The 20,685-nt window shown below is 61.9% G+C and carries 19 protein-coding genes; 15 read left to right on the top strand and 4 right to left on the bottom strand.

All coding sequences use genetic code 11. From position 1 onward, the window contains the following. Window positions 1-58: 58 nt before the first annotated feature. Both SX1_RS09040 and SX1_RS09045 read left to right on the top strand, forming a co-directional pair. Window positions 59-271 (top strand): hypothetical protein, encoded by a 213-nt coding sequence (locus tag SX1_RS09040; protein WP_019052739.1) that lies wholly within the window; start codon window positions 59-61, stop codon window positions 269-271. A gap of 120 nt (window positions 272-391) precedes the next feature. Beyond that, the gene (locus tag SX1_RS09045; protein ID WP_019052740.1) at window positions 392-1,348 is read left to right on the top strand and encodes a DUF5983 family protein; all 957 of its coding nucleotides are present in this window, start codon (window positions 392-394) and stop codon (window positions 1,346-1,348) included. Window positions 1,349-1,386: 38 nt separating this feature from the next. Here SX1_RS09045 and SX1_RS09050 read toward each other — a convergent pair whose 3' ends face one another. The 3 genes from SX1_RS09050 to SX1_RS24800 all read right to left on the bottom strand — a co-directional run bounded on the left by SX1_RS09050 (window position 1,387) and on the right by SX1_RS24800 (window position 3,438). Beyond that, complete coding sequence (locus SX1_RS09050; protein ID WP_043145476.1) at window positions 1,387-2,784, bottom strand: DUF6880 family protein; 1,398 nt, start codon at window positions 2,782-2,784, stop codon at window positions 1,387-1,389. Next, window positions 2,784-2,960, bottom strand: a complete 177-nt coding sequence (locus tag SX1_RS24485; RefSeq protein ID WP_019052742.1) for a hypothetical protein — start codon at window positions 2,958-2,960, stop codon at window positions 2,784-2,786. The genes SX1_RS09050 and SX1_RS24485 overlap by 1 nt, the downstream gene beginning before the upstream one ends. A gap of 211 nt (window positions 2,961-3,171) precedes the next feature. Then, window positions 3,172-3,438: a hypothetical protein gene (locus SX1_RS24800; protein ID WP_255209724.1), complete on the bottom strand. Its 267-nt coding sequence runs from the start codon at window positions 3,436-3,438 to the stop codon at window positions 3,172-3,174. Window positions 3,439-3,516: 78 nt separating this feature from the next. On the opposite strand from SX1_RS24800, the gene SX1_RS09060 reads away from it, so the two are divergent. The 9 genes from SX1_RS09060 (at window position 3,517) to SX1_RS09105 (ending at window position 12,929) form a co-directional block, all read left to right on the top strand. Then, window positions 3,517-4,770, top strand: a complete 1,254-nt coding sequence (locus tag SX1_RS09060) for an ATP-binding protein (protein WP_255209725.1) — start codon at window positions 3,517-3,519, stop codon at window positions 4,768-4,770. A gap of 14 nt (window positions 4,771-4,784) precedes the next feature. Continuing rightward, a complete protein-coding gene (locus tag SX1_RS09065) occupies window positions 4,785-5,399 on the top strand; it encodes a DUF5983 family protein (RefSeq protein ID WP_019052744.1) in 615 nt (204 codons plus the stop codon). A gap of 94 nt (window positions 5,400-5,493) precedes the next feature. Further along, window positions 5,494-6,696, top strand: a complete 1,203-nt coding sequence (locus tag SX1_RS09070) for an ATP-binding protein (protein ID WP_019052745.1) — start codon at window positions 5,494-5,496, stop codon at window positions 6,694-6,696. Between the two features lie 12 nt (window positions 6,697-6,708). After that, on the top strand, window positions 6,709-8,007 hold the full coding sequence (locus SX1_RS09075) for a hypothetical protein (RefSeq protein WP_019052746.1): 1,299 nt from the start codon (window positions 6,709-6,711) through the stop codon (window positions 8,005-8,007). A 227-nt stretch (window positions 8,008-8,234) separates the two neighbouring features. Beyond that, window positions 8,235-9,206 carry a hypothetical protein gene (locus SX1_RS09085; RefSeq protein WP_019052748.1) on the top strand — a complete coding sequence of 324 codons (972 nt, stop codon included), beginning with the start codon at window positions 8,235-8,237 and terminating at the stop codon, window positions 9,204-9,206. A 404-nt stretch (window positions 9,207-9,610) separates the two neighbouring features. Continuing rightward, window positions 9,611-10,081: a DUF736 domain-containing protein gene (locus tag SX1_RS09090; RefSeq protein ID WP_019052749.1), complete on the top strand. Its 471-nt coding sequence runs from the start codon at window positions 9,611-9,613 to the stop codon at window positions 10,079-10,081. Between the two features lie 86 nt (window positions 10,082-10,167). Then, window positions 10,168-10,449: a hypothetical protein gene (locus tag SX1_RS09095; RefSeq protein WP_019052750.1), complete on the top strand. Its 282-nt coding sequence runs from the start codon at window positions 10,168-10,170 to the stop codon at window positions 10,447-10,449. A 73-nt stretch (window positions 10,450-10,522) separates the two neighbouring features. Then, window positions 10,523-11,533, top strand: a complete 1,011-nt coding sequence (locus SX1_RS09100) for a DUF2493 domain-containing protein (RefSeq protein ID WP_019052751.1) — start codon at window positions 10,523-10,525, stop codon at window positions 11,531-11,533. A 415-nt stretch (window positions 11,534-11,948) separates the two neighbouring features. Further along, window positions 11,949-12,929, top strand: a complete 981-nt coding sequence (locus tag SX1_RS09105; protein WP_019052752.1) for a DUF2493 domain-containing protein — start codon at window positions 11,949-11,951, stop codon at window positions 12,927-12,929. Window positions 12,930-13,386: 457 nt separating this feature from the next. On the opposite strand, the gene SX1_RS09110 is transcribed toward SX1_RS09105, so the two are convergent. Further along, window positions 13,387-13,614: a hypothetical protein gene (locus SX1_RS09110; protein WP_157410148.1), complete on the bottom strand. Its 228-nt coding sequence runs from the start codon at window positions 13,612-13,614 to the stop codon at window positions 13,387-13,389. A 657-nt stretch (window positions 13,615-14,271) separates the two neighbouring features. Here SX1_RS09110 and SX1_RS22535 point away from each other — a divergent pair. The 4 genes from SX1_RS22535 (at window position 14,272) to mobF (ending at window position 20,094) form a co-directional block, all read left to right on the top strand. Continuing rightward, window positions 14,272-14,598: a hypothetical protein gene (locus tag SX1_RS22535; RefSeq protein ID WP_026149617.1), complete on the top strand. Its 327-nt coding sequence runs from the start codon at window positions 14,272-14,274 to the stop codon at window positions 14,596-14,598. A 158-nt stretch (window positions 14,599-14,756) separates the two neighbouring features. Beyond that, window positions 14,757-15,056 carry a CopG family transcriptional regulator gene (locus SX1_RS09120; RefSeq protein WP_019052756.1) on the top strand — a complete coding sequence of 100 codons (300 nt, stop codon included), beginning with the start codon at window positions 14,757-14,759 and terminating at the stop codon, window positions 15,054-15,056. After that, complete coding sequence (locus SX1_RS09125) at window positions 15,053-17,143, top strand: type IV secretion system DNA-binding domain-containing protein (RefSeq protein WP_019052757.1); 2,091 nt, start codon at window positions 15,053-15,055, stop codon at window positions 17,141-17,143. Before SX1_RS09120 ends, SX1_RS09125 begins: the two co-directional genes overlap by 4 nt. After that, window positions 17,140-20,094 carry a MobF family relaxase gene (gene mobF, locus SX1_RS09130; protein ID WP_019052758.1) on the top strand — a complete coding sequence of 985 codons (2,955 nt, stop codon included), beginning with the start codon at window positions 17,140-17,142 and terminating at the stop codon, window positions 20,092-20,094. The genes SX1_RS09125 and mobF overlap by 4 nt, the downstream gene beginning before the upstream one ends. Window positions 20,095-20,685: the final 591 nt, after the last annotated feature.

Here is a 20,685-nt window from a genome sequence, read left to right on the forward strand (position 1 = left end):
TTCTCATGACCATCCCGGACACGCACCGGGATGGCCATCGTCATGAAAGGATGCCGCCATGCGCGCCCATTCGCCCCTTCCCCTGCCGCAATTTATCGTCGACATCGCCTTCTTCAGTGGCGGCGAGCAATATGCCACCGAGACTTACACTGTTCCCGCATCCACCTGGTTTGCTGCGGAGCAACAGGCGCTGCAGATGTCGGTAAACAGCGTCTATGACGATGCGCGCATTCCTGACCTCAGCCGAACCGCCACTGTCCGCACGGCCTGATCATGCTCTGCGATCAATCTCGATGACAAAACTTCCGAACCGGAATCCTGTGATGGGTGTGCCGATCCAGCCGCTGTCCGCACCGTGGGCGCCGTGCCACCTCCCCCTGGAGCCATCTCCATGACCCGCTACACATTATCCCATCTCGAAACCGCTGCTTGTCTTTGGGAAGCCGCCCTAGACCTGCGCGATCGTGCTGCGACCACTCCCGATGCAAGCAGTCTGGCGCTTGCCTTGCGCACATGCTTCGATACGCTCGGTACAGCGGCGCTGCGTCTGATCGTGGTAGGCTGGGTCGATGCGGTCGAGGCTGCATGGCGCACCGTCGAAGGCGAATATCCGTTGTCGTTCGATTGGGATTTCGTGCCCCGTTGGATTGCCGACACGATCGACTGGTCAGATCCGCGCCGTCCGGTCATTCGCGCAACTGCGCCCGTTCGGTACGCCGGATCGACGTCGTTTCCATCGACCGGATATGACGCACCCCCCCAACCCGCAATCGGGACCAGCCATGAGGATCATCTGGCGATAGAGGTCCACACAGCCGTGATTGAACATCGGCATGGAATGAATATCCACGTCGCGGTCGATGCAATGGCTCTCGACGAGGAAATCGCTGCTTATTGCCGTGAATATTGGAGCGAGATCGACGACGCGCGCGACCCGAATAGCCTGTCCGACACAGAAGCGATATCAAGCTATTTCGAATGTCATCCGTCGGAAAGCTGCACGAAGGATCGCATGCGTATTGCGCCTGTCGCACATCAACGCGCGCTCGTCGCCGGATCGATCGAGCAGGGTCGCTATTGCGTGCTGTCGACCGCCCATCTCACGGTCCATACCGCCTCATGTCTCGATAAATGGGCGTCCTGGCCGCCCAGCTACCGACCGATCGATATTGCGGCTTCCGTTTATGGCTGGTTCGTGCCGACGCGTGCCGTCGACCCTGATCGCAGCGCGCAGTTGCCGCAGGACCTGCTGCGCCTCATCGCCTTTGGCCGCGAGCGCGGCTTCCAGTTCCTGCTCTTCGACTGTGACGGCAGTGACGTCGACGGACTGCCGCTCCACCATTGGTAGGGAGGTTTCCAATCTGGCCGCCCCGGCATTCTCCGCGATTATCCGAATTTCCCCGCGACCTGATTCCAGAAGCCGATCTTGCGTCCATGCACCTTGCGAAGATCGGCCAGCCAGTCCTCATGCGGTACGACATCGACATCGCCTGCGATACGGTCGGCCAAATCCGTCGCGGCTGCAAAGTCCCGCGCGGCATAGGGGTAATATTTCGAACTCGCCCGGTCGAGCACGCCAGTCACCAGTCGGCGATAGAGCAAGGTGGCCCCACCCGGGTCGGCTTGCGCCAATGCCTCGGCGGCAGGACGCAGAGTGTCATAGCTCCGGGCTTCCAGATCTTCGAGCCTTTCCCTGGTCAGCCTGCCCGCGCGCTTGAGATCGGGCCAGGCAATGAGGAATTCCAGTGCCGATGTCGCTCGATCATAGGTCATGGCCTGATCGAGAGCCTGCCTCTCTGCGGCGACATCCTCGAAATCAGGTAAGGCCCTGAGCCAGTCGCGCAACGCCTGCCCGTCGAGCCAGCGGTCGAAGATCGCCTTGCGCTGCACCCGTGTATCGTCCCTGCGGCCCAGCGCCTCAAAGGCGCGTAATTTGAGATCGGCGAGTTCGCGCTCGTTATGGCTGCGCTCAACCGGTGCGTCGATCCAGTCGAGGGCTTCTGCCGCACGATCCTGCGCGATCAGGCGGGCGGCAACCTGCGCATTGACCAGGGGATTGCGGCGATCGGGATCGGCCGTTGCAATATAGGCGTCCACATCGCCGTCGAGATCGGCAAGTTTGGGCAACAGCCAGCCGACCTTATAATCGAATTGCCGTCGCTCCGGGCCGGTCAGCCCCGCCTGCCGCTCCAGCAGCATCCGTCGCAAGGCTGCGCGGCCTGTCTGTCCCAGAGCCGGGGAGGCTGCGTCCGGCAGGTCGTCGAACACGCCATAGCCATCCCCTTCGATCAGCGTTAAAATATCCCCGGCGAGCTGCTTGACATCGGGTACATCGGCTCGGGACCACAGCCCGCCCAGATCTTCGCCTCCCTGGCGGAACACAGCGCCCAAGGAACCGCTGCTGTCGTCGGACCTTTCGAACACCGGTTCGGCAAGGCTCAGCAGCAGCTTCATGCTATCGACCGCCTGGCTCAGTGAGGTTTCGGCCAGTGGTCCCAATATGGTTTCCCGCAACTGGTCGAGTTCGCGCGCGAGCGGACCTACCTTGTCCCATTCGACGAACCCGCGCGAACGCCGAATGGTCTTCAGCCGCTTGTCGATTTCGTGGGCCAGGCCCCCGCTATCGTCCTTCGCCGCCAGCTCCATGCGGACCGCGCGGGCGAATATGGCGTCACGCTCCGCCTGGGCCAGGACAAGCCGGGCAAGGCGCGCTGGTCCCAGCGCTTCGATCGCCTCGAGCGTCATCCTGCCGGTGCCGCGTCTACCATTGCCAGAGGTCGCCATCAGATGTCTTCACCTCCCGACCGTCCTGTCCCCTTGATCAGCGCAAGCAGCATGGCGTGCAGCGCCTCTTCCGCGCGCTCGCGCCGCGCCGGGTCGGCGGCGGAAATGTCCCGGCGCATCCAGTCCGGCAGGCGGCGCAGAAAGTCGGTGAGTTGCGAATCCAGATCCTGAGGCATTCCTTGTCCTTCGCAGTCCGGGACCGCTGCCGCAATATCGGATGCACAGTGGCATCCGCGGGCGGCGTGGCCCTCGAAGACAAACGGAGGGAAGGAAGAGGGGAGGGATGATGGGTTCCAGTCCGGAACCAGGGAGACCGCCATGCCCCTTCCCGCAACGATCCATAGCGCCGTCAGTTCGGACGCGATCCGCCGCGCTTCACGCCTTTTTTCAGGCGACAGCCGGGACTGCCTTCATGAGATGTTCCAGAATGCCAGGCGCGCCGGCGCCACATGCATCGCGGTCGATCTGACCGAACAGGATGGCCGATACCTTCTGCACATCCGCGATGATGGCTGCGGCATCGATGATCCCGCCACCCTGCTGATGCTGGGCCATTCGGGCTGGGGCGATGACATTGCCCGCAGCGAAGACCCGGCCGGCATGGGCATGTTCAGCCTTGCCGGCCGCGCGGTCGAAATCCAGTCCTTCTCTCACTCTGCGGGCACGGCCTGGAAAGTCCAGATTCCGGCAGACGCATGGGACAGCGGCGCGCCGCTTGCCATCGCCCCGGCCATGATCGGTTGGGGCACGCTGATCTCGATCGAACTGCCGCCCGACTGGAAGCAAGGCTTGTCTGCGGTCGTCGCCGATGCAGCCCGTCACTATCCCTTACCGGTCACCTTGAACGAAACGCTGCTGCCCCGCGAAGACTTCCTCAAGGACGCCATGTTTGTCGAAAACGCCTGCGGCTGCCGTATCGGTGCCTATGACCGGGATCCTGATTGGCCAAGAGACCAACGCATCAATTTTCACGGGCACCGCGTCAAATGCGCCTTGCCGACGGTGCGGGAAGAAAAGGATAGCGGCAGTCTCTGGACGGTCCGGATCGATATTATGGATGCGCCGGAAATTCATATGGTTCTGCCGGCGCGCAAGGAGGTTATCGACAACGCGGCATTGAAGGCCCTTCGCGACGCTGCCGAGCAGATCCTGTACAAGGCCATCGCGACCCGGCCGGACCATCGGCTGCCCTTTACCGCCTGGCAGCGGGCGTGCGAGCTGGGCGTCACGCTGCCGCAGGCGCGCTCAGGGCTGGCGATCTGGCGGCCGCAGACCGCCGACGACTGTCATGGGCGAAGCAGCCGCATGATCGCTCCTGAAGGCGCAATGCTGATCGTGCCGGCGCTGGAGCCCGATATCGCGCAGGCGCTTGCGCTGGCTCGGGGCAAACCGCCCATTGAGGATGTGCAACTCGTCGAGGCGGAAGACGCGCTGCAAGGCTACGCCTGGTATGACACGCTCCCGGTGATCAGGGATATTTCCCTGCGCATCGACCTGGAAGGCTCCGTCCATCGCTATGACGACGACATGTGTCTCCCCGCCGATTTCGCTTGTGGCCTGGTCGACCGGATCGTCATCGAGCTGACGGTTTGTGAAACCGGTCGCACGGACGCGCCACGCAGCGTCCATTCCATCGAAATCCCGGCGCTCGTCTGCCGCAATGGCGGTTGGGATATTGCGGAGGCCATAATCCTGGCCACGCGCGATGATGGTATCACCCCGGACAGACTGAGCCGCATGATCTATGCGACGATCTTCTGTGGGGCTGATGATGGCGACTGCGATAGCTGGGACACCCAGTCGCGATCCTTCGAACGCGAGGCGCGGCAGCACGCTACGCATATCCTCCTTGGGGAGGACGCTGCCACCCTCGAAGCCATCAACATGAGCGCATGGGATAATCTGAGCTGGCTGATCCCGCTCGATCGCAAGATCGTCATTCACGCCGAGCGCGGTGCCATCACGGTCGATTTCTTGCCGAATTGAAAGGGTGCCCGAGTTTGCTCGCCGCGCCTGTCACCCCTGTCCCAACCCAATCAAGGAGACCGGCCATCCGCCGCTTCCCCGTCTGCGCCTGTTCGACAGCGCATCTTCCCCGCGCCGAGAATGACGCCATCGACCGGCTGATCCAGCACGCGCCGCGAAGGAGCGGCCGGATCATCGTCGATCATCCGATCTTGTCGATCGAGGCCCACCAATATGGCTTCTGGGTCCATCTTGGCTTTATCGATGACTGGCCCGACCGCCCCGATGGGCTTTCGCCTGAATTCTGGGCTTTGCTGTCGGACGCCCGCAAGGCTGGAGCGAATTGGCTGAGCTTCGATCGTGATGAACCGCCTTCCGATCGGTTCCCGGTCTTCGCGGCCGGGCAGGGGGAGGCAACGGGCGACGCGGGGAAATCGGTCAATGCCGCAAACCCCGCTGCCAGGATCACGATCCGCTGTTCTGCATGTGGCAGCGCCAAGGTGATGCGCGATGCCTGGGCGCGCTGGGACGATGATGCCCAGGACTGGGCGCTCGGCGCTGTGTTCGACGCAGCTTTTTGCGAGGCCTGTGAAAAGGACGCCACGCTCTCCGAACAGTCGATCGAGGGATCGCAGCACAAGCATCCCTGATCGCCAGGCCGCCAGCCACTTATCGCGTCAAGCCCATTCCCTCGACCAGCATCTCCGGCCGTTCTGCGCGACGCCGGGTGAAGAAGGACATCAGATGACCATCGCCAACCATGATTTCACCCGTGACACGAAAGTCCCGCTCGGCCGCTCTTCAACGGGTCCGCTCGAACTGGATCTCGGCAAGCTGATGTCGGGGCGCTGTCTGATTCAGGGATCTTCGGGTGCGGGCAAAAGCCAGACGCTGCGCCGGATCATTGAAGAAGCGTTCGATTATCTCACCACCATCATTGTCGACCCGGAAGGCGAGTTCGCCAACCTTGCTACGCATATCGGCGCAACGACGGTCATCGCACGCGAATATGCCAATGATGGTCTCACAGCGCTCGCGCTGCGAACGCGGCAGCATCGTATCGCCCTCCATCTCGACCTTACCGATCTGGAGCCCGATCATCGCATCGAGAAAGCGGCGGCCTTCTTTGCGGGCCTGCTTTCGACGCCGCGCGAACATTGGGCTCACACCGTGCTGGTATGTATCGACGAGGCGCATCTGCTCGCGCCACATATGGCAGCCTCGGCCCGCGACGCAGAAACCCGCCGGCTGGGCGTCGCCACCTTGACGGATATGTGCGCTCGCGGCCGCAAGCGCGGCATTGGCACGATAATCGCGACCCAGCGTCTCGCCAAGCTCGCCAGTTCGGTAGTCTCCGAACTGCACAATCATCTGATCGGCCTCAATGTCTTCGACCGCGACGTGGCACGTGCTGCCGACCTTCTGGGGTTCGGCAGTGACCAGGCCGCGCTGTTGCGCCAGCTTCCGCCCGGCGAGTTCTTCGCCTTCGGACCCGCGCTCGCGGCGATCCCGGTGCTGGCGAAGATCGATCAGACAATCACCCCCCATATCGGGCGCACGCCCGATCTCGTCGCTGCCGCCGATCTTGATGCCGATGAGAGCCGAACCCTGCTCGATCTTGACGCCCTGCGCAAGGTCATGCCGACAAAGGGCGATAGGGTGACCATGCGAGGCCAACGTGCGCTCGACGCCTTCCTCCTCGATCCCGCCGCCCCCGCCGCAGCCCGTATTGTCGGCGCGTTGGGCAACATAGCGCCCAACGCCACCACGGCTGACGATCTCGCGCGTCACCTCGCATTGCCGGCGAACGATATCGATGCCGGGCTCGACCTGCTCGCCGCGATCGGTGCGTCCGACACCATGCCGCGCGGCGATACGCGGATTGCGCGGCTGTCTGCCCGGTTGCGCCTGCGTGTCGTCGATACGCCCGTTATCGGCCTGGTCTGAACGGAGAGTGCCATGAAAGAGACAAGCTTCGATCTCGACGCTGAAATCGTCGAACTCACCCCGTTCGTCCCTGACCAGCAAACGGGTACAACCGCGCCACTTGCCGAACTGGCTTTCCGTGCCGACGCATGGCTCCCCGATGAAACGCTGCGTTTGCGTGCCGCCTTCGCCGATGACTGCACGCTACAGGAGATTGCCACAATGCTGGGCCGATCGCGTGCCAGCATCGCCACGCGTATCTATGATCTTGGCCTCCGCCGAAACTCGCGGCGATCCTGGATCGCGTGGGAAGATGAGGAACTGGCGCGCTGCTATATGCACGAACCAACCGCGACACTGGCTGCCCGCCTCGGCCGCGCCGTGAACGCCCTCTATGCCCGTGCGCAACTGCTCGGACTCTCCGAGCCCGGATCGCCGCCCTATAGCGGTTGGGAAGATGCACAGCTTCGCGCCGGGTACGCCAAGGGTGTTCCCGTCGCCCAGATTGCCAGCCTCATCGGCCGTCCCTTCGCTGGCGTCATCTCCCGCGCTTCGGCGTTGGGTCTGCGCCATGCCTGCCAGCCGGACGACTGGAGCGACGCGGAAATGGCTCGCGCACTCGCACTCGCGGCGACCAGCGCGCGTTATGTCGCCATCGCGCAGGCGCTTGCTGCCGAAGGTTTTCCGGTCCGGAACAGTCGCAGCCTTGGCCAACGCCTTCGCAAACTGGGTTACGGCAGGGGGTGGGGTCGCCCCTGGATCACCGAAGAAGATGAGCTGCTGCGCCACGCTTATGCGACCGGGGCGAGCCTGACGCCGTTGCGGGAGCGGCTTGGCCGCAGCCCGCATTCCATCCGCTGGCGTGTAGAGGCGCTGGGCTTGCGCGGCACGCATGTCCGCCGCGACGGGTTTCGACAGGGACCGGTCTGGACGGCTGAGGAAGAAGACCGGTTGCGAGCGGATTATGGCAAGGTCGCGACACGGGACATTGCCAAAGACCTTGGTCGCGGCGTGCGCGCTGTCCTCTATCATGCCAACCGCCTGGGGCTGGTGCATAGCTTCATGCGCGCGTTCAGTACGGACGAGGATTGCGCCATCCGCAACGCCTGGATCCATGGCGTCTCGATCGTCGATGTCGCCCAGGCGCTCGGCCGCGATCCCGCCGTCATCGGTAAGCATGCCGCGCGTATCGGCTGCCGGTTCAATGATCCGGCCAGGCCCGTCCGAGGCCCCAGGACCCGGCGGGCAAATCGCACACCCGTCACGCTTCAAAGCCTGCTTGCACTTAACGCCGCTGCGGCGGTCGATGCCGACCGGTCAATCGCTGCCTGAACCTATTCCAGCATGGAGGCCCTGATGCCCTCATCCGATCTGCCCGCCCGGTTGTCACCTTGCCGGCACCGCTTATGCTCATTCGATCACGCCTATAAAATCGCCATCAACCTTCGGCGGGACACGGGCATCCCACATTATGTCATCCGCGGGATCGTACCCTTGCAGGCCTATCGGGTAACGACGAGGCCGCCGATCTGGCCGGATCGCTGGCTGGCGATGGCGGCATGAGCGCGGGCAAGCGTGCGCCCGTCGTCGCGGCATGGGGGGCAGGCACGAACTCGACCGCGATGATCATCGAACTTGTCCGTCGGGGCGAAATCCCTGACATGACTTTGTTGGCGGCAATGCCCGAGCAGCCTCATACCCGCCAGCTTATCCCTGTCTTCCGTCAGTGGATGGACGATCATGGCGTTCCCAATGAGATTGTCGAATATCAGCCCAGATTCTTCAAGCACTGGCCGCCCTATACCTCGCTTCTCGATGCCTGTCTGACCAATGGCACATTGCCGTCGATCGCATTCGGGCAGCATAGTTGTTCGGCCCGGCATAAAATTTCGCCACAGGACAAATGGGTCAAGGCCTGGCCTGCGGCACAGCATGCCTGGGCCAATGGCCAGAAGGTCGTCCGGCTCATTGGTTATGACTGCTCGACCCGTGACAATCAGCGTTACGCCCATCGCGAAGGGCATATCTCAGATCTTTATGAATACCGATATCCACTGCGGGATTGGGGCTTTACGCGTGAAGATTGCGAGCGTGTCATAGCGCAAGAGGGCTTGCCAGCTTTCCATAAAAGCTCGTGCTTCTTTTGTACCGCCATGCAGATTTCTGAGGTCCGGGCGCTGCCGCGCGAGGAATTGCGCCTCATCATCCTTCTCGAAGCGCGCGCGGCACCGCGCCTGCGCACCATAGAAGGACTATGGCGCAAATCGACAAGAAAGCGACCGGGATCGATGACGGCCTTCATCCGCGCCGAGGGTTTGCTCGATGCTGCCGAGATTGACGAGATCGTAGCCAATGCACCGCTCGATCTTCTCGAATTCCAGCGTGCGGCCGCCGCCGTCCCGATCGAACGCCGTGCCCATATCGGCACCTGGATCGAACGCTTCAATGCCGGACAGGCCTGCTCCTCATTGCCTGCCAATGCGATCAATGTCTCCGAGGATTCCGCCATGCGGTCCGCCGCCATCAGCTGATCGCTCGCGAGACTGGGAACGCACCGGTCCGTGCCGGTCCTCGCAATGCTGTCGGTTCTGCCTGTAGGTGCCACCTGATCTTGCCTCGCGCACCGCTACCACTACCCGCTCGACCCTGGCGCCAACGCGGCTACCGCCGCGTCTCCAGCCTCACCCCCAATTCAACATGGCCGTCGCCTGCTCGTCTGCATTCGGGCCTAGTCGTGCTGCGGGTTTGCGCAGAATTGTGGCCTGGCCTGGCCTGGCATGGCGTTGCGGGTGGAGGGGCGTCGCGTCGGAGGGATGGGGAGCGCTGTCCTCCGGGCGGGCGGTGCGCGGGGCAAGGGCGGGACAGAGAGGAGAGAAGGGACGGGGAGGGTGTCGCCGGAAAATGGATTTCGAGCGACATTCGAAAGGTCAAGACGATGAACATCGGTGAAATCTTCAATCAGAACGGCCGCCTGACGGGCTCGATCGCCACTCGCACGATCGATCTCCCGCGCATCGGGCTGCGCAAGGTCATGAGCGAAAATGAGAAGGCTCCGGTCTACGAGATCCTGGCGCTCAACGTCGCGCGTCGCTGGGTTCAGGTCGGCGCATTGTGGGAGGCTGCGTCCAAGCGCACCGGCGAGGTCTTCCTTGCCGGCAATATCGACGACCCCAGCCTGCCTGAACCGCTGCCGATCGCGCTCTTCCCGGCCGATCATGGCGGCTACATGGTCGCATGGCGGCGCGACACCATGCGCTCCGACTTCGGGGGCAGCATGGGGACCAGCCGCACCAATTATGACGATCGCGGTTCGCGCGACGAAGGCGGCTTCGGTGACAGCACCGCAGGGGCTGACGGCGAACTGGCCGGTGCGGGCGCGCCGTTTGGCGAGGAGGAACCGTTCTGATCACCCGTTGATCGGAACCCGTTCGGGGCCGGGGAGGCGTCAGGCTTCCCCGGCCCTTTTCCTTTCTTCGCATGAGGAGACAGTCCATGCCGCTTCCTTCTTTTCATGACATCGCGCCGCTGTCCGATCTCTCGGCGCTCTGCGCCGCGATTATCGCCAGTCCCGCTATCCGGGATCTGCTGACACCCCAAAACACGCTTGCGGTCCGCTCGCCGGAAATACCTGGCGGCGTTACATGCGGCGAGATCATCGCTGCTATCTATGACCTGCTCGAAGGCACGCCCTTTGCGCCCCATGCGGCGCAAATCGTCGATGCCGTCCTGACGCGCTCAACCGCTTTCGCCAGTGCACGGGCAAGCATGCACTGATCCGACATAATGGGGCGGGACGCTTTTGCGCGTTCGCGCCCCTTTTTCCTTTTCCATGATGAGGAGAAGTACCATGATCCACGACCATTCGCGGCGTATCAGCCACTTTGCAGACCTGCCGACACTGTTTGCACAGATGACGGCGACACCGGAATTCAAACGCGCTTTTGGCGATCCCATCCCGCTTTCGATCATCACGCCGGGCGACGAGCCGGGCGAGCATGATATGCCCGAACCGCTCCACGCGCAGGCCGATTGCGCGGGTGTGATCGCCACCATCTTCGATCTGCTGACCGATACCCGCCTCGACGCGCTTGCGCCCGAGATCGCCTGGGGCATGGTCAACAGCTTCCACTTCGTCGCTGGCAAGCTTGAACGACAGGAAGACATGCTGGCCAATGAGCTGCGCGATTTGATCCGGCGGATCGAGCCTTCCGAGGTTTTCAACAGCGCACTGGAGGAGAAACAGCTCCTGTGCCAGTCGCTGACCGAACAGCGCGAGGCGGTCGAGTGTATGCGCGATTATGCCGCTGAAACTTTCCGCGTGCTGTCTGGTCGCCCTTGGTCGCCGGCGCGCGGATCGCGTGTCTCGAAGGCGGCTACCGCCACGCAGGTATCGATACAGGATTTCCTGCGCGCCCGGGAACTGGCCGAACGGGAGCGGTACCGTCCCCGTGGACCGATCGTTATCGCCTCAGGCCATGCGGAATGGCATGACTGGCAATTGCTCTGGGATCGGCTCGACACCATCCTCGAACGCATCCCGCATATGACGCTGGTGACGACCGCGCAGCGCAAGGGCTTCGACGCGATCGTGGCCTCCTGGGCTGGCAATCGGGAGGTGCAACTTGTGACATATTCGCTGACGGGGTCGGGGCGCGGTGCGCCCTTCGCCCGCAATCGCAAGCTTGTGGACCTGAGACCCGTCGAAGCCTTGCTGGGTGAGGGATCGGGTATTCAGGCCAATCTTTATCAGGCCCTGCGCAAGGCCGGCGTTCCGATCCATGCCTTCCGCAAGGCCGATCAGGTGCCGGTCGAAAAGGTCGCTCCGCCCCAACGCAACCGACTTCGCCGCGCCGCCTGACAATACATCGCTCGCATTCTGTTCGGGGACGGCGCTACGCGCGCTGTCCCCTTTTTCATGGAAAAGATGCTGAGCCTGGCGATGAGGATCGGGGTTGCCGGCTCTCTCCCGCAAGGGCAGCGCCAGGAGGCACCCATTTGCGAATCAGGGGCATCGAGCCCCAGATTCGCAACGCCTCTTCTCTCTCTCAAGAATTCCAAGGGTGGCACGGGACCGCGTCGGCCTCAAGGACGACGGGGCCCCACCATTTTTCGGGGCGGCTCAGGCGCCGCGCTTCTCACTCGACCATGGTGGCCGCCCCAAAAAATCGTGACCCCCATCGCCGGCTGCGCCGGTCGCGTTCCGCGATCCTTGACCCCGCCGCTCGGAGCCCGTGCCCAAGGGGGAACCTCTTTCGTTTCAACAGGAGGTTCACATGACGAGCATCAACCAGTCCGACCGCACATTTTCAGACATTGCTACATTCATCACGCAGGAGACAGCGGCCACCACCGACGATTTCCACGCTGCCTTCGCGTCCGATCTAGATGGTGTCCGCATCGGACGAAGCGGTGAGGAGATGGCGACCGACATGCCCGATCCGAGGGAGGCACAACTCGCCGTCGAACTGATCGTCACGACACTTTTCGACGTCCTGCGGGACACGCGCTTGGAGCCCGCCGCGCAACGCCTGGCATGGGGCATCGTCAACAGCTTCCATCACGTCGCTGACCAGTGGGAGGGCCAGGCCGACAAGGCGACACGGCAGGTTCAGGACCTGCTGCGACGCGCCGATGGCAGCGAAATCCACAGCGTCGAACTCGAGCAGGCACGCGACGAACTTGAATATCTCGACGAAGCAACCGACGCGCTGCGGTGCATGCGCGACCATGCCGCCGACGTCTTCCACACCGAAACCGGGCGGCCATGGTCCGCGCCGAGGGGCTCGCTGGTGTCCAGCAAGCGCACCGCGTCGGTGATTGCCGCCACCGATTTCCTCGCCGCCCGTCGCCAGCGCAGAACCGACGCGCACAACCCGCAAGGGCCCGTCGTGATCTTCTCAGGAGGAGCGGAATGCTGGTTTGACGACCGTCTCATCTGGGGCAAGCTCGATGAAGCCAAATCCCGAAATCCGATGATGGTGCTGGCGACGACCGCGCAAGACAAGGGGTGCGACGCCATGGCCGCAGCGTGGGCAGCGTCGCGCAAGGTGACGCTCATAACATTCCGGCTCAGCGCAAAGCTTGGCAAACGGGCGGGGTTCGTACGCAACGAGCAGATGGTCGGATTACGTCCCGTCGAAGCGCTGGTGTGCGAAGGATCAGGATTGCAATCGCACCTTGCGCGACTGGTCAGGGAGAAGCGTATCCCGGCGCGGTTTGTGAGGCTCAGCGATCAGGCATGGGAAGCGCAGTGACGCCCGAGAGGATCGGTCCGCTTTGTCGGGCCGGTCCTCATTTCTTTTTCGAGCGCAGCACTCGCCCCCGCTCAGGGACCCGCAAGCGGGCCCGTCGCGGACGCGATGCGGAACCGCCAGCGCGGTCCCGGCCTCCTGCGCGCGGCTTCGCCGTGCTCGTCGCAGGGACACCCTTAGGGTGCGGTTTGGAAGGGCGGGTCGTCGCGGAAACGTTCAGCGTGACCATCTGAGGAGGGGTGGGCCATAGCGCGGAATACCTCCTATGGCTTTATCATCTAGCATGATCGGAGCAGGGGAAGTCTCGCCAATATCCGTCGATGTGCAGAACGGGGATGCTTCGTCCCTATCTGGTTTGCCCGGAAGACCGCATCGTCATCCTGCGCTCTGATACCGACAGGAATGGGCTTCTTATGCTCCACCCCTGCCGGTCATCTTCGGATTGCCGCTTCGCGGCGCGTCAGGTCACCGGCGGCAACTTTTTCAGGGCCGTCAGCGCTGCGCCGCCACCAACCCGGATCGCCTGCATCAGAAGTTCGCGGAACTCACGTTCCGTCAGCGTCTCGATCGGCACGTCGTTCACCATCGCTGCATATTTGCCGCGCAGAGCGCGGCGGGCGGTTTCCAGATCTTCCGTCAGCTTGCGCTGACGTGTTTCGAGATCGGCAAGCCGATCCCTTTCGGTCATCTTCGGCATTTCCATCGTCCTTCCCCGATGGGCTGCCCGTCGAATGCAACTTTGCCATATCGACGGGCCAAAGCAAGAGCGGCTCGCCGCTTCCTGCGGAACTGGCGGGGTGAAGGGCGCGCCGACGAGGGGGCCTGGCATGCGAAGCCTGTCGTTAAATCCCCTGATGAAGGTAATCCCGCTCGCGGGACCGGCCCTGATGCACGGCCCCCTTTTTTACATTCTGGGAGAACAAGGCCATGAGATTTGCCTCTCAATCCACCCCCATATTGATCCCTGAAAACCAGCAGAAAGGTAGCCCCGCGCCTACCGGCACGAGGCAGCGCAGCGCGAGCGCGCTGCGTAAGGCGGGACGCACGGCGCAAGGCCGTTTTGTAATGGACCCTACGCACGGGTGCTGCGGGCATATTATGCCGTGAAAACATCGAGATAAGTCGGTAGTACATGTCTCACACTGAACCGGCGCGCTGTCGTACGCGAAACACCGGGTCCACTTGGTCCAGCCTATCATACTGAAACGCCTTCAGGAATTTCGTGATACGCGTCGTACGTCATTCCTGGTCGCGGCATGCGATGGCGGTGGAGCCTGTAGGTCACCACCCGTTGAATCCTGGCCAAATTCATGATCTTTTTTGCCGCTTCAGAAAGGATAGCGCCATGCCGGAATTGAACGAGGACTATATCAGCGACCTACGCCGGGCGGTGGTAAAGGCCATCTGCGAAGTGTCGGCGCAAAGGCAGCACGCCCCGGAAGTGGGCAAGGGGGATACTCTCTATATCGGGACAGCAGAAGTCTGTCAGATGCTCACGATTTTGCTGACCGAGTTTATGGAGGGCGTCCCTGGTCTCGATACGCCCAGTAAGGTGCGGCGCATGTCGGAGGTTGTGGCCAAGAAGATCAGACTGGGGATCGGCGAAATCCGTCGACACCGCGACGAGACAGGCGGAACGCCGCCGCCGTCCATCATTATCAGAAGCAACTGATCGAGTCCGTTTCGCCTGTTTCCTGTCGGCACATATCTCCAGTACTAAATCTCTGGATCAACCTTGTGATAGGGCGGCTTGCGCCAATATCGCCAGTCCGGTAATATACGCTCGCTTCATGATATTTTCGAAGGTCTCCGTATAAGGAGACCCTTCGCTTGCCCAAGCTTAATTTCCGCCTCGATGAATCGCTGCATGCCGCGTTGATGCGCCGTGCGCTCGGTGCGAACCTGTCCTTATCGGGGTTCATTCGTCAGCTGCTTGAGCAGGCGGTCGATGAGCGCAAGCGCTATGTCTTCTCCTCCCAGGATGAGATCCTCGCCACGTCGATCCAGATCCTGTCGATCGTCGCGACGTCCGTCGGCCAGCAATCTCCCAGCGCGCTCGAGCAGGGCATGGCGCAGGCCCGAATGATCCTTGCCGAACGCGGCCTGCTTGGGGGGGAGGATATCCCATGAGCATCTTTCGCAACGACATGTTGGGCTCATGGACGCGCGGCGGACAGGCGATAGTCCACAATGTCCGCATGACGACACAGGTCTTTTACCAAACCATATTGGCGGGCTTCATCATCTGGGTCATCGGCACGCTCTGGTATGCGTTCGAGAGGTCGACCGAATATGAGCGGTTCGTTCTGATCAAATTGGCTGAGGCCACGATAAAGGTGGATGCCGCCGCCGGGACCAATGATCCGGTGCAGTTTCGCACCACCGACGGCCAGGCCTACTGGACCTCGGCGGACTGGCTGGTTGCCTCCACCCTCGCGAAAAAGACCCTCCATGCGTTCGAAGGCTATCTGCTGCATGGCGCACTGCTCTCTGGCCTGTTCACCCTTGTCATGCTCGCCTGGGCCTGGTTCTACTTCACCCGGACGGGTAGGGGCCTTGGCTCTAACGAATATCTGCGAGGGGCAAGGTTCGGCACGATCCGCCAGGTGAAACGTGCGCTATGGCGACTGACCAAGGGACCGCTGGTGATCGGCAATGTGCCAGTTCCTGAGGCTTACGAGCCTGAGCATATCCTGCTGTGCGGTGCGCCTGGCACGGGAAAGACAAACCTCATCGTCGGCATGCTCGACGGCATCCGCAAATCGGGTCGGCGCGCCATCGTCTATGATACCGCCGGCACCTTCGTGGAGAAATTCTATCGGCAGGGCACTGACATGTTACTCAACCCGCTCGACCAGCGCGCGGCGCGCTGGTCGCCCTGGGTCGATGTGCCACGCGATTATCATTATGATCAGATCGCGGAATCGACCATTCCCGACAAGCATGGCGATCCCTTCTGGGCGAAGGCGGCGCGGGGGACGCTGGTTGCGGTCATGCGCAAGCTGGCACGCCAGAAACATACCTATGTCTCGGTCCTCCTCGACCGTCTGCTGCGTTCTAAACTGAAAGACCTTGCCGCCTTCGTGACTGGCACCGATGCCGCCGCCTTCATCAGCACCGAAGGCGAAAGGACATCCGCAGGCATTCAGGCCGAACTTGCATCGGTCATGCGTAGTTTCGGTTATCTCGATGACACCGAAGACGGCTTCTCGATCCGAGACTGGGTCGAAAAGGGCGCAGATGGAAGCTGGCTCTTCATCACCGTGAAGGCCGATCAGCTTCCCTCGCTACGCCCGCTCATCACCGTCTGGCTCGACATCGCAATCAGCGCCATCATGAGCCTGGTGCCAGATCGCGACCGGCGGCTCTATTGCGTGATCGATGAACTGCCGACGCTGCACAAGCTGCCGTCCCTTTCCGACTTTCTCGCCCGTGCCCGCAAATATGGGGGGTGCGGCATATTGGGCTTCCAGTCCTATCCCCAGCTCAAGGCGACTTACGGCAAGGACGATGCGGCCGCGATCACTGGCTATTGCTCGACCTGGGTGGCGCTGCGCGCGAACGACACCGATACCGCCGAACATGTGTCGATCAACCTTGGTCAGGTCGAACAGGTCGAGGCCAATGAGGGCATGTCCTACGGCGTCAACGATATGCGCGACGGCGTCAATCTGTCGCGGATGCAGGTAACGCGGTCGCTGGTCCTATCGACCGAGGTCACCAACCTGCCTAACCTGGTGGGCTTCCTGCGCTTCGGCCGCAATTTGCCCGTGGTGCGGTTCGATAGCCGGTTCAACGACGTACCCTCTTTGGGACCAGCCTTCCTCGAACGCACGACACCCCCCATTCAGATCGACAAGGCCGGGATGCTCGTTCGCATCGCCCATGCTGAAGCGCGTGTTCGTGAAGCGATGGAGCGGGAAGCGACACAGGCATCTCCGCCAGCGACACATGGCGAGATCAAGCCAGCGAAGCCTTCGGTATTTTCAGAATCCGCCCCGACGCCACCACCCCAGCCGGATTTGTTTACGCCTCCAGCGCCGAACATCGATCCGCAGCGTGTGGAAGATATATTGCTCAATGACGAGAATGCGGAGCTCCCTGCGCCCGCGCGCAATCTTTGGACGATCCTTGCCGGCAAGCAGGGAGACATCCGGTCCGATCTTGTCCAGCATGGCCGCGATGACGGACCGCGTGAGCGGGCGAGGCCAGCATGATCCAGCCGCAACGTCTCCATGGCACACCAGCCAATATCGCCCGCTACTATACGGTTGGCGATTACTACACCAAGGGCGGCAATGAACCGTCTGAATGGGGTGGGAAGCTTGCAGCCGATCTCGGCCTCTCCGGCGCTGTTGATCCGAAGCTGCTGCGCGACCTTCTTGCTGGAAAAGTCGGCGATCAACAACTCGGGCGGCACCGCGAGAATGGCGAAATTCAGCATCACCCCGGGTGGGATTTTGCGGTCAACGCGCCAAAGTCCGTGTCAATCATGGGACTGGTGGCCGGTGACGAACGGGTGCTCGCCGCCCATGAGAGCGCGGTGACTGCCGCTATCTCCTATCTGGAAGAGCAGGCGCAGTTGCGCCGCCGTGATGAAGGGAAGATCGTCCACGAAACAACGGGCCGGATCCTGGTTGCTCGTTTCACCGAGCATGGCAGCCGGGAACTCGATCCACATCTGCATACGCATCTTGTCGTGCTTAACATGACAAACCGCGAGAATGGCGATCCCATGGTGAGCCTGGAAAGCCGGGTCATGTATGGCGAACAGCGCGTGGCCGGGCAGGTCTATCGCAATGCGCTGGCCTTCGGTTTGCGCGAAGCAGGCTATGAAATCGATGCTGATCCGCGTTCCGGATTGTTCGAGATACAAGGCGTGCCGAAGGACCTGATTGACCAATTCTCGCAGCGCGCCGAAGCGATCGAGGGTCATGCGCGCGAGCATGGTCTGGTGGGACAGAAAGCCCAGCGGGCTTCCTTCTATGCCACCCGCAAGGCGAAGGTGAAGATCGGCGAGGCCGAACTCAGCGCGCGATGGCATCAGCGGACAGGCAAGCGTCTCGAAACGCTGCAGGAGGTTGCTGCGCTGACGCGGGGTCGGGAAGGGGAGCATCCCACGCCCACGGAACGCGATGCATCGCGTGCGGCTCTTTTCGGCTTGCGGCAACTGGAGACATCCGAGGCGGTCAACAATTTAGGCGACATATTGCGCACCGGTCTTGCTGCCCATGTCGGGGAAGTCCGGCTCGAAGATATCCGTCCCCGGATCGCAGCACATGAGGTCCTGCGCAAATTGCTGCCGACCCATGAGCAGACCGGTGAAAGGTTATTGACCCGTGGCCGCACCAGCCGGAAGTCCTGGCGTCTGGAACTGGCATTATCTCAGCATATCGCGCTGGGCCTCAATGACGCGCGTCCCATCGCCTCGAGCAATCGCTTGCTGGCAGTGCTCGACGGGACGTCGCTCAACACGCAGCAGCAGCGCGCACTTGTCGAGACGGCACTGACGCGGGATCGGGTCACAGCGATTCACGGTGTTGCCGGCTCGGGGAAATCGACGCTGGTGAGAGTCCTGGCCGAGGCGGCAGAGCCGGGGACGACATTGATTGCATTGGCACCCACATCATCGGCCGCAGCGGAACTGGGAAACAAGGCAAACATCATGTCCCATACTGTGGCCAGCTTCGTCGCGCGTGGCGGGCAGGGGATCACGGACCGCCATGTGCTGGTTCTCGATGAAGCAGGGCAGCTCGGCAACCGCCAAGTCCAGCGGATGCTGGAGATCAGCAGGACAACCGGCGCACGGCTGCTTTTCCTCGGAGATGAGAAACAGACAGGGGCGATCGAGCAGGGCAAACCCTTCTGGTTGATGCGAAGGCTGGGCTTGCCAACGGTCGAGTTGACGCAAGCCGTGCGGCAGGAAACGAAATCAATCAAGGCCGCCGTTACCGCCGCGCGGACGGGGAACTTTGCCGAGGCATTGGCAAAGCTCGATAGCGTCAACACCGTCGACGACAATGAAAAGATGGCGGAGCAGGTCGTCAATGCCTGGATACGGCTCAAGCCGGAATCACGGGCAGGGACCAATATCCTTGTTCTCGACAATGCGACCCGACTGAACGTCAACAGCAAGATTCGCGAAGCGCTGAAAAACGAGAATGGGCTGGCCGCCGAGGATAGTCGGTTTTCCATCCTGGCCCCGGCGGGCTTGACGGATATCGAGAAGCATATGGCCCGCTTCTACGGGGCAGGACAGGTGGTGCATTTCGAGCGAGACATTGCAGGGCTTGGTATCGCTCGAAATGCCGATTATCGCGTGGCTGGACTGGGACGGGATGCCAACGGGCGCCAGGTTGTGCGTCTCGTTGACGATCACGGGCATGTGGTACGCTGGGATCCGCAGGCGACAAAGGCCCGCCACATCAATGTGTTCAATCCTGAAGAACGGGAAATCGCCGAGGGCGACCGTATCCAGTGGCGGCTTTTCAGTCGCGAACTTGGTCTGCGCAATGCCGAGCGCGGCACTGTGAAGAAACTTGATGGCCCATTAGCGACGATCCGCTGGGATCGGAACGGGCATGTGCAGCAGATTAATCTGTCCGAACACCGAACCTGGGATCATGGCTACGCAGAAACCGTATATTCCGCGCAATCCAAAACCTATCCGCGCGTTTTCGTGCTGGCGCCGGTCGAATCGCCGCTGGTCAACGCCCAGAATTTTTACACCGCCATTACCCGCGCGGCATTCGGTGCCAGGCTCTGGACCAACAACGTCAACGAACTGATTGCCAAGCTTGAGCGCCAATCAGGAGAGAAAACGTCTTCGTCGGAAGGGTTGGGCCGGTTAAAGACTGACCGCGTAGATGCCTTCTCGAAACGCCGGGAAGGCCATCTGGCAAGTCTGAGGGCCGAGCAAGAGCGATTCCGCACGGAGCGGCGCGATCGGGCGCTCGAGCGACAAATCCACTATAGTAATCGCTCACCCAGTGGCGCGGCTGAGCATCTTGCCGATGGTGCCCGGAGCATCGCGCAGGTTCTTGACAGCTTCCTTGGAAAAATTCTCGACAGCGCGCGCATGGATGCAAGAGCACCGAAAACCGGCATCGACCGGGAAGACCAATCTCCTGAGCCTCGACCCGAACGCTCTCATGGCCCCGAACGATAAGGTAACTGCCGATGCTTCGCTCCGAATTTGCGGTTCAGCAGATCCAAGCAAAGCGCTTCGCAGGCGTCGTCCCACCTGAGTATCGATTTGAATTTAGTACCTCGCGCCAGACCCGAGGGTGTAATGTCTCCTTCGGACGCGTTGGATGGATCGTGCCTCACAGCCGGAGTTCTGTCAGTTGTAGCGCCGCCGCCGAGATTATTTCGGGGAAAGTGCTCTTTGCATTTCTAAAAGGCGGCCCAGTTCCGGGGCTCGGGCTTTACAGTAATCCGGCCAATCCGATCAATGCGCCTGGAGCCACTACCAGGAGGGTTGCATAATATCACACGGCATCCCCGGGCTGTTATTTACGGCAGCCATCAGTCTTGCATTTTACACCGACCCTGCATTCGCGAAGTCCGCAGACGAAGAGGAGATGCATATAGCATCCTGCATTCGGCAAGCCTCGCTTGGTCAGCCCTGGTTGGAGAAAACACTTTGGGGACTGCGCGATCAAGAAGCGGGCTGGATCGGCGCTGAGGTTCGTAACAGCAATGGCTCTCACGATCTCGGTCCCCTGCAAATCAACAGCTGGTGGACACCTCGCATCGC

This window comes from Sphingobium xenophagum NBRC 107872 (assembly GCF_000367345.1).
Classification (GTDB): Bacteria; Pseudomonadota; Alphaproteobacteria; order Sphingomonadales; family Sphingomonadaceae; genus Sphingobium; species Sphingobium xenophagum.

Bases quoted from the DNA above. Each gene is read 5' to 3' on its own strand.
- SX1_RS09095 (WP_019052750.1), top strand. From the start codon at position 10,168: ATGCCGCTTCCTTCTTTTCATGACATCGCGCCGCTGTCCGATCTCTCG.
- SX1_RS09060 (WP_255209725.1), top strand. From the start codon at position 3,517: ATGATCGGTTGGGGCACGCTGATCTCGATCGAACTGCCGCCCGACTGG.
- SX1_RS09090 (WP_019052749.1), top strand. From the start codon at position 9,611: ATGAACATCGGTGAAATCTTCAATCAGAACGGCCGCCTGACGGGCTCG.
- SX1_RS09105 (WP_019052752.1), top strand. From the start codon at position 11,949: ATGACGAGCATCAACCAGTCCGACCGCACATTTTCAGACATTGCTACA.
- SX1_RS09075 (WP_019052746.1), top strand. From the start codon at position 6,709: ATGAAAGAGACAAGCTTCGATCTCGACGCTGAAATCGTCGAACTCACC.
- SX1_RS09050 (WP_043145476.1), bottom strand. From the start codon at position 2,784: ATGGCGACCTCTGGCAATGGTAGACGCGGCACCGGCAGGATGACGCTC.
- SX1_RS24485 (WP_019052742.1), bottom strand. From the start codon at position 2,960: ATGCCTCAGGATCTGGATTCGCAACTCACCGACTTTCTGCGCCGCCTG.
- SX1_RS09125 (WP_019052757.1), top strand. From the start codon at position 15,053: ATGAGCATCTTTCGCAACGACATGTTGGGCTCATGGACGCGCGGCGGA.
- mobF (WP_019052758.1), top strand. From the start codon at position 17,140: ATGATCCAGCCGCAACGTCTCCATGGCACACCAGCCAATATCGCCCGC.
- SX1_RS09070 (WP_019052745.1), top strand. From the start codon at position 5,494: ATGACCATCGCCAACCATGATTTCACCCGTGACACGAAAGTCCCGCTC.
- SX1_RS09100 (WP_019052751.1), top strand. From the start codon at position 10,523: ATGATCCACGACCATTCGCGGCGTATCAGCCACTTTGCAGACCTGCCG.
- SX1_RS09045 (WP_019052740.1), top strand. From the start codon at position 392: ATGACCCGCTACACATTATCCCATCTCGAAACCGCTGCTTGTCTTTGG.
- SX1_RS09085 (WP_019052748.1), top strand. From the start codon at position 8,235: ATGAGCGCGGGCAAGCGTGCGCCCGTCGTCGCGGCATGGGGGGCAGGC.
- SX1_RS09110 (WP_157410148.1), bottom strand. From the start codon at position 13,614: ATGACCGAAAGGGATCGGCTTGCCGATCTCGAAACACGTCAGCGCAAG.
- SX1_RS22535 (WP_026149617.1), top strand. From the start codon at position 14,272: ATGCCGGAATTGAACGAGGACTATATCAGCGACCTACGCCGGGCGGTG.
- SX1_RS09040 (WP_019052739.1), top strand. From the start codon at position 59: ATGCGCGCCCATTCGCCCCTTCCCCTGCCGCAATTTATCGTCGACATC.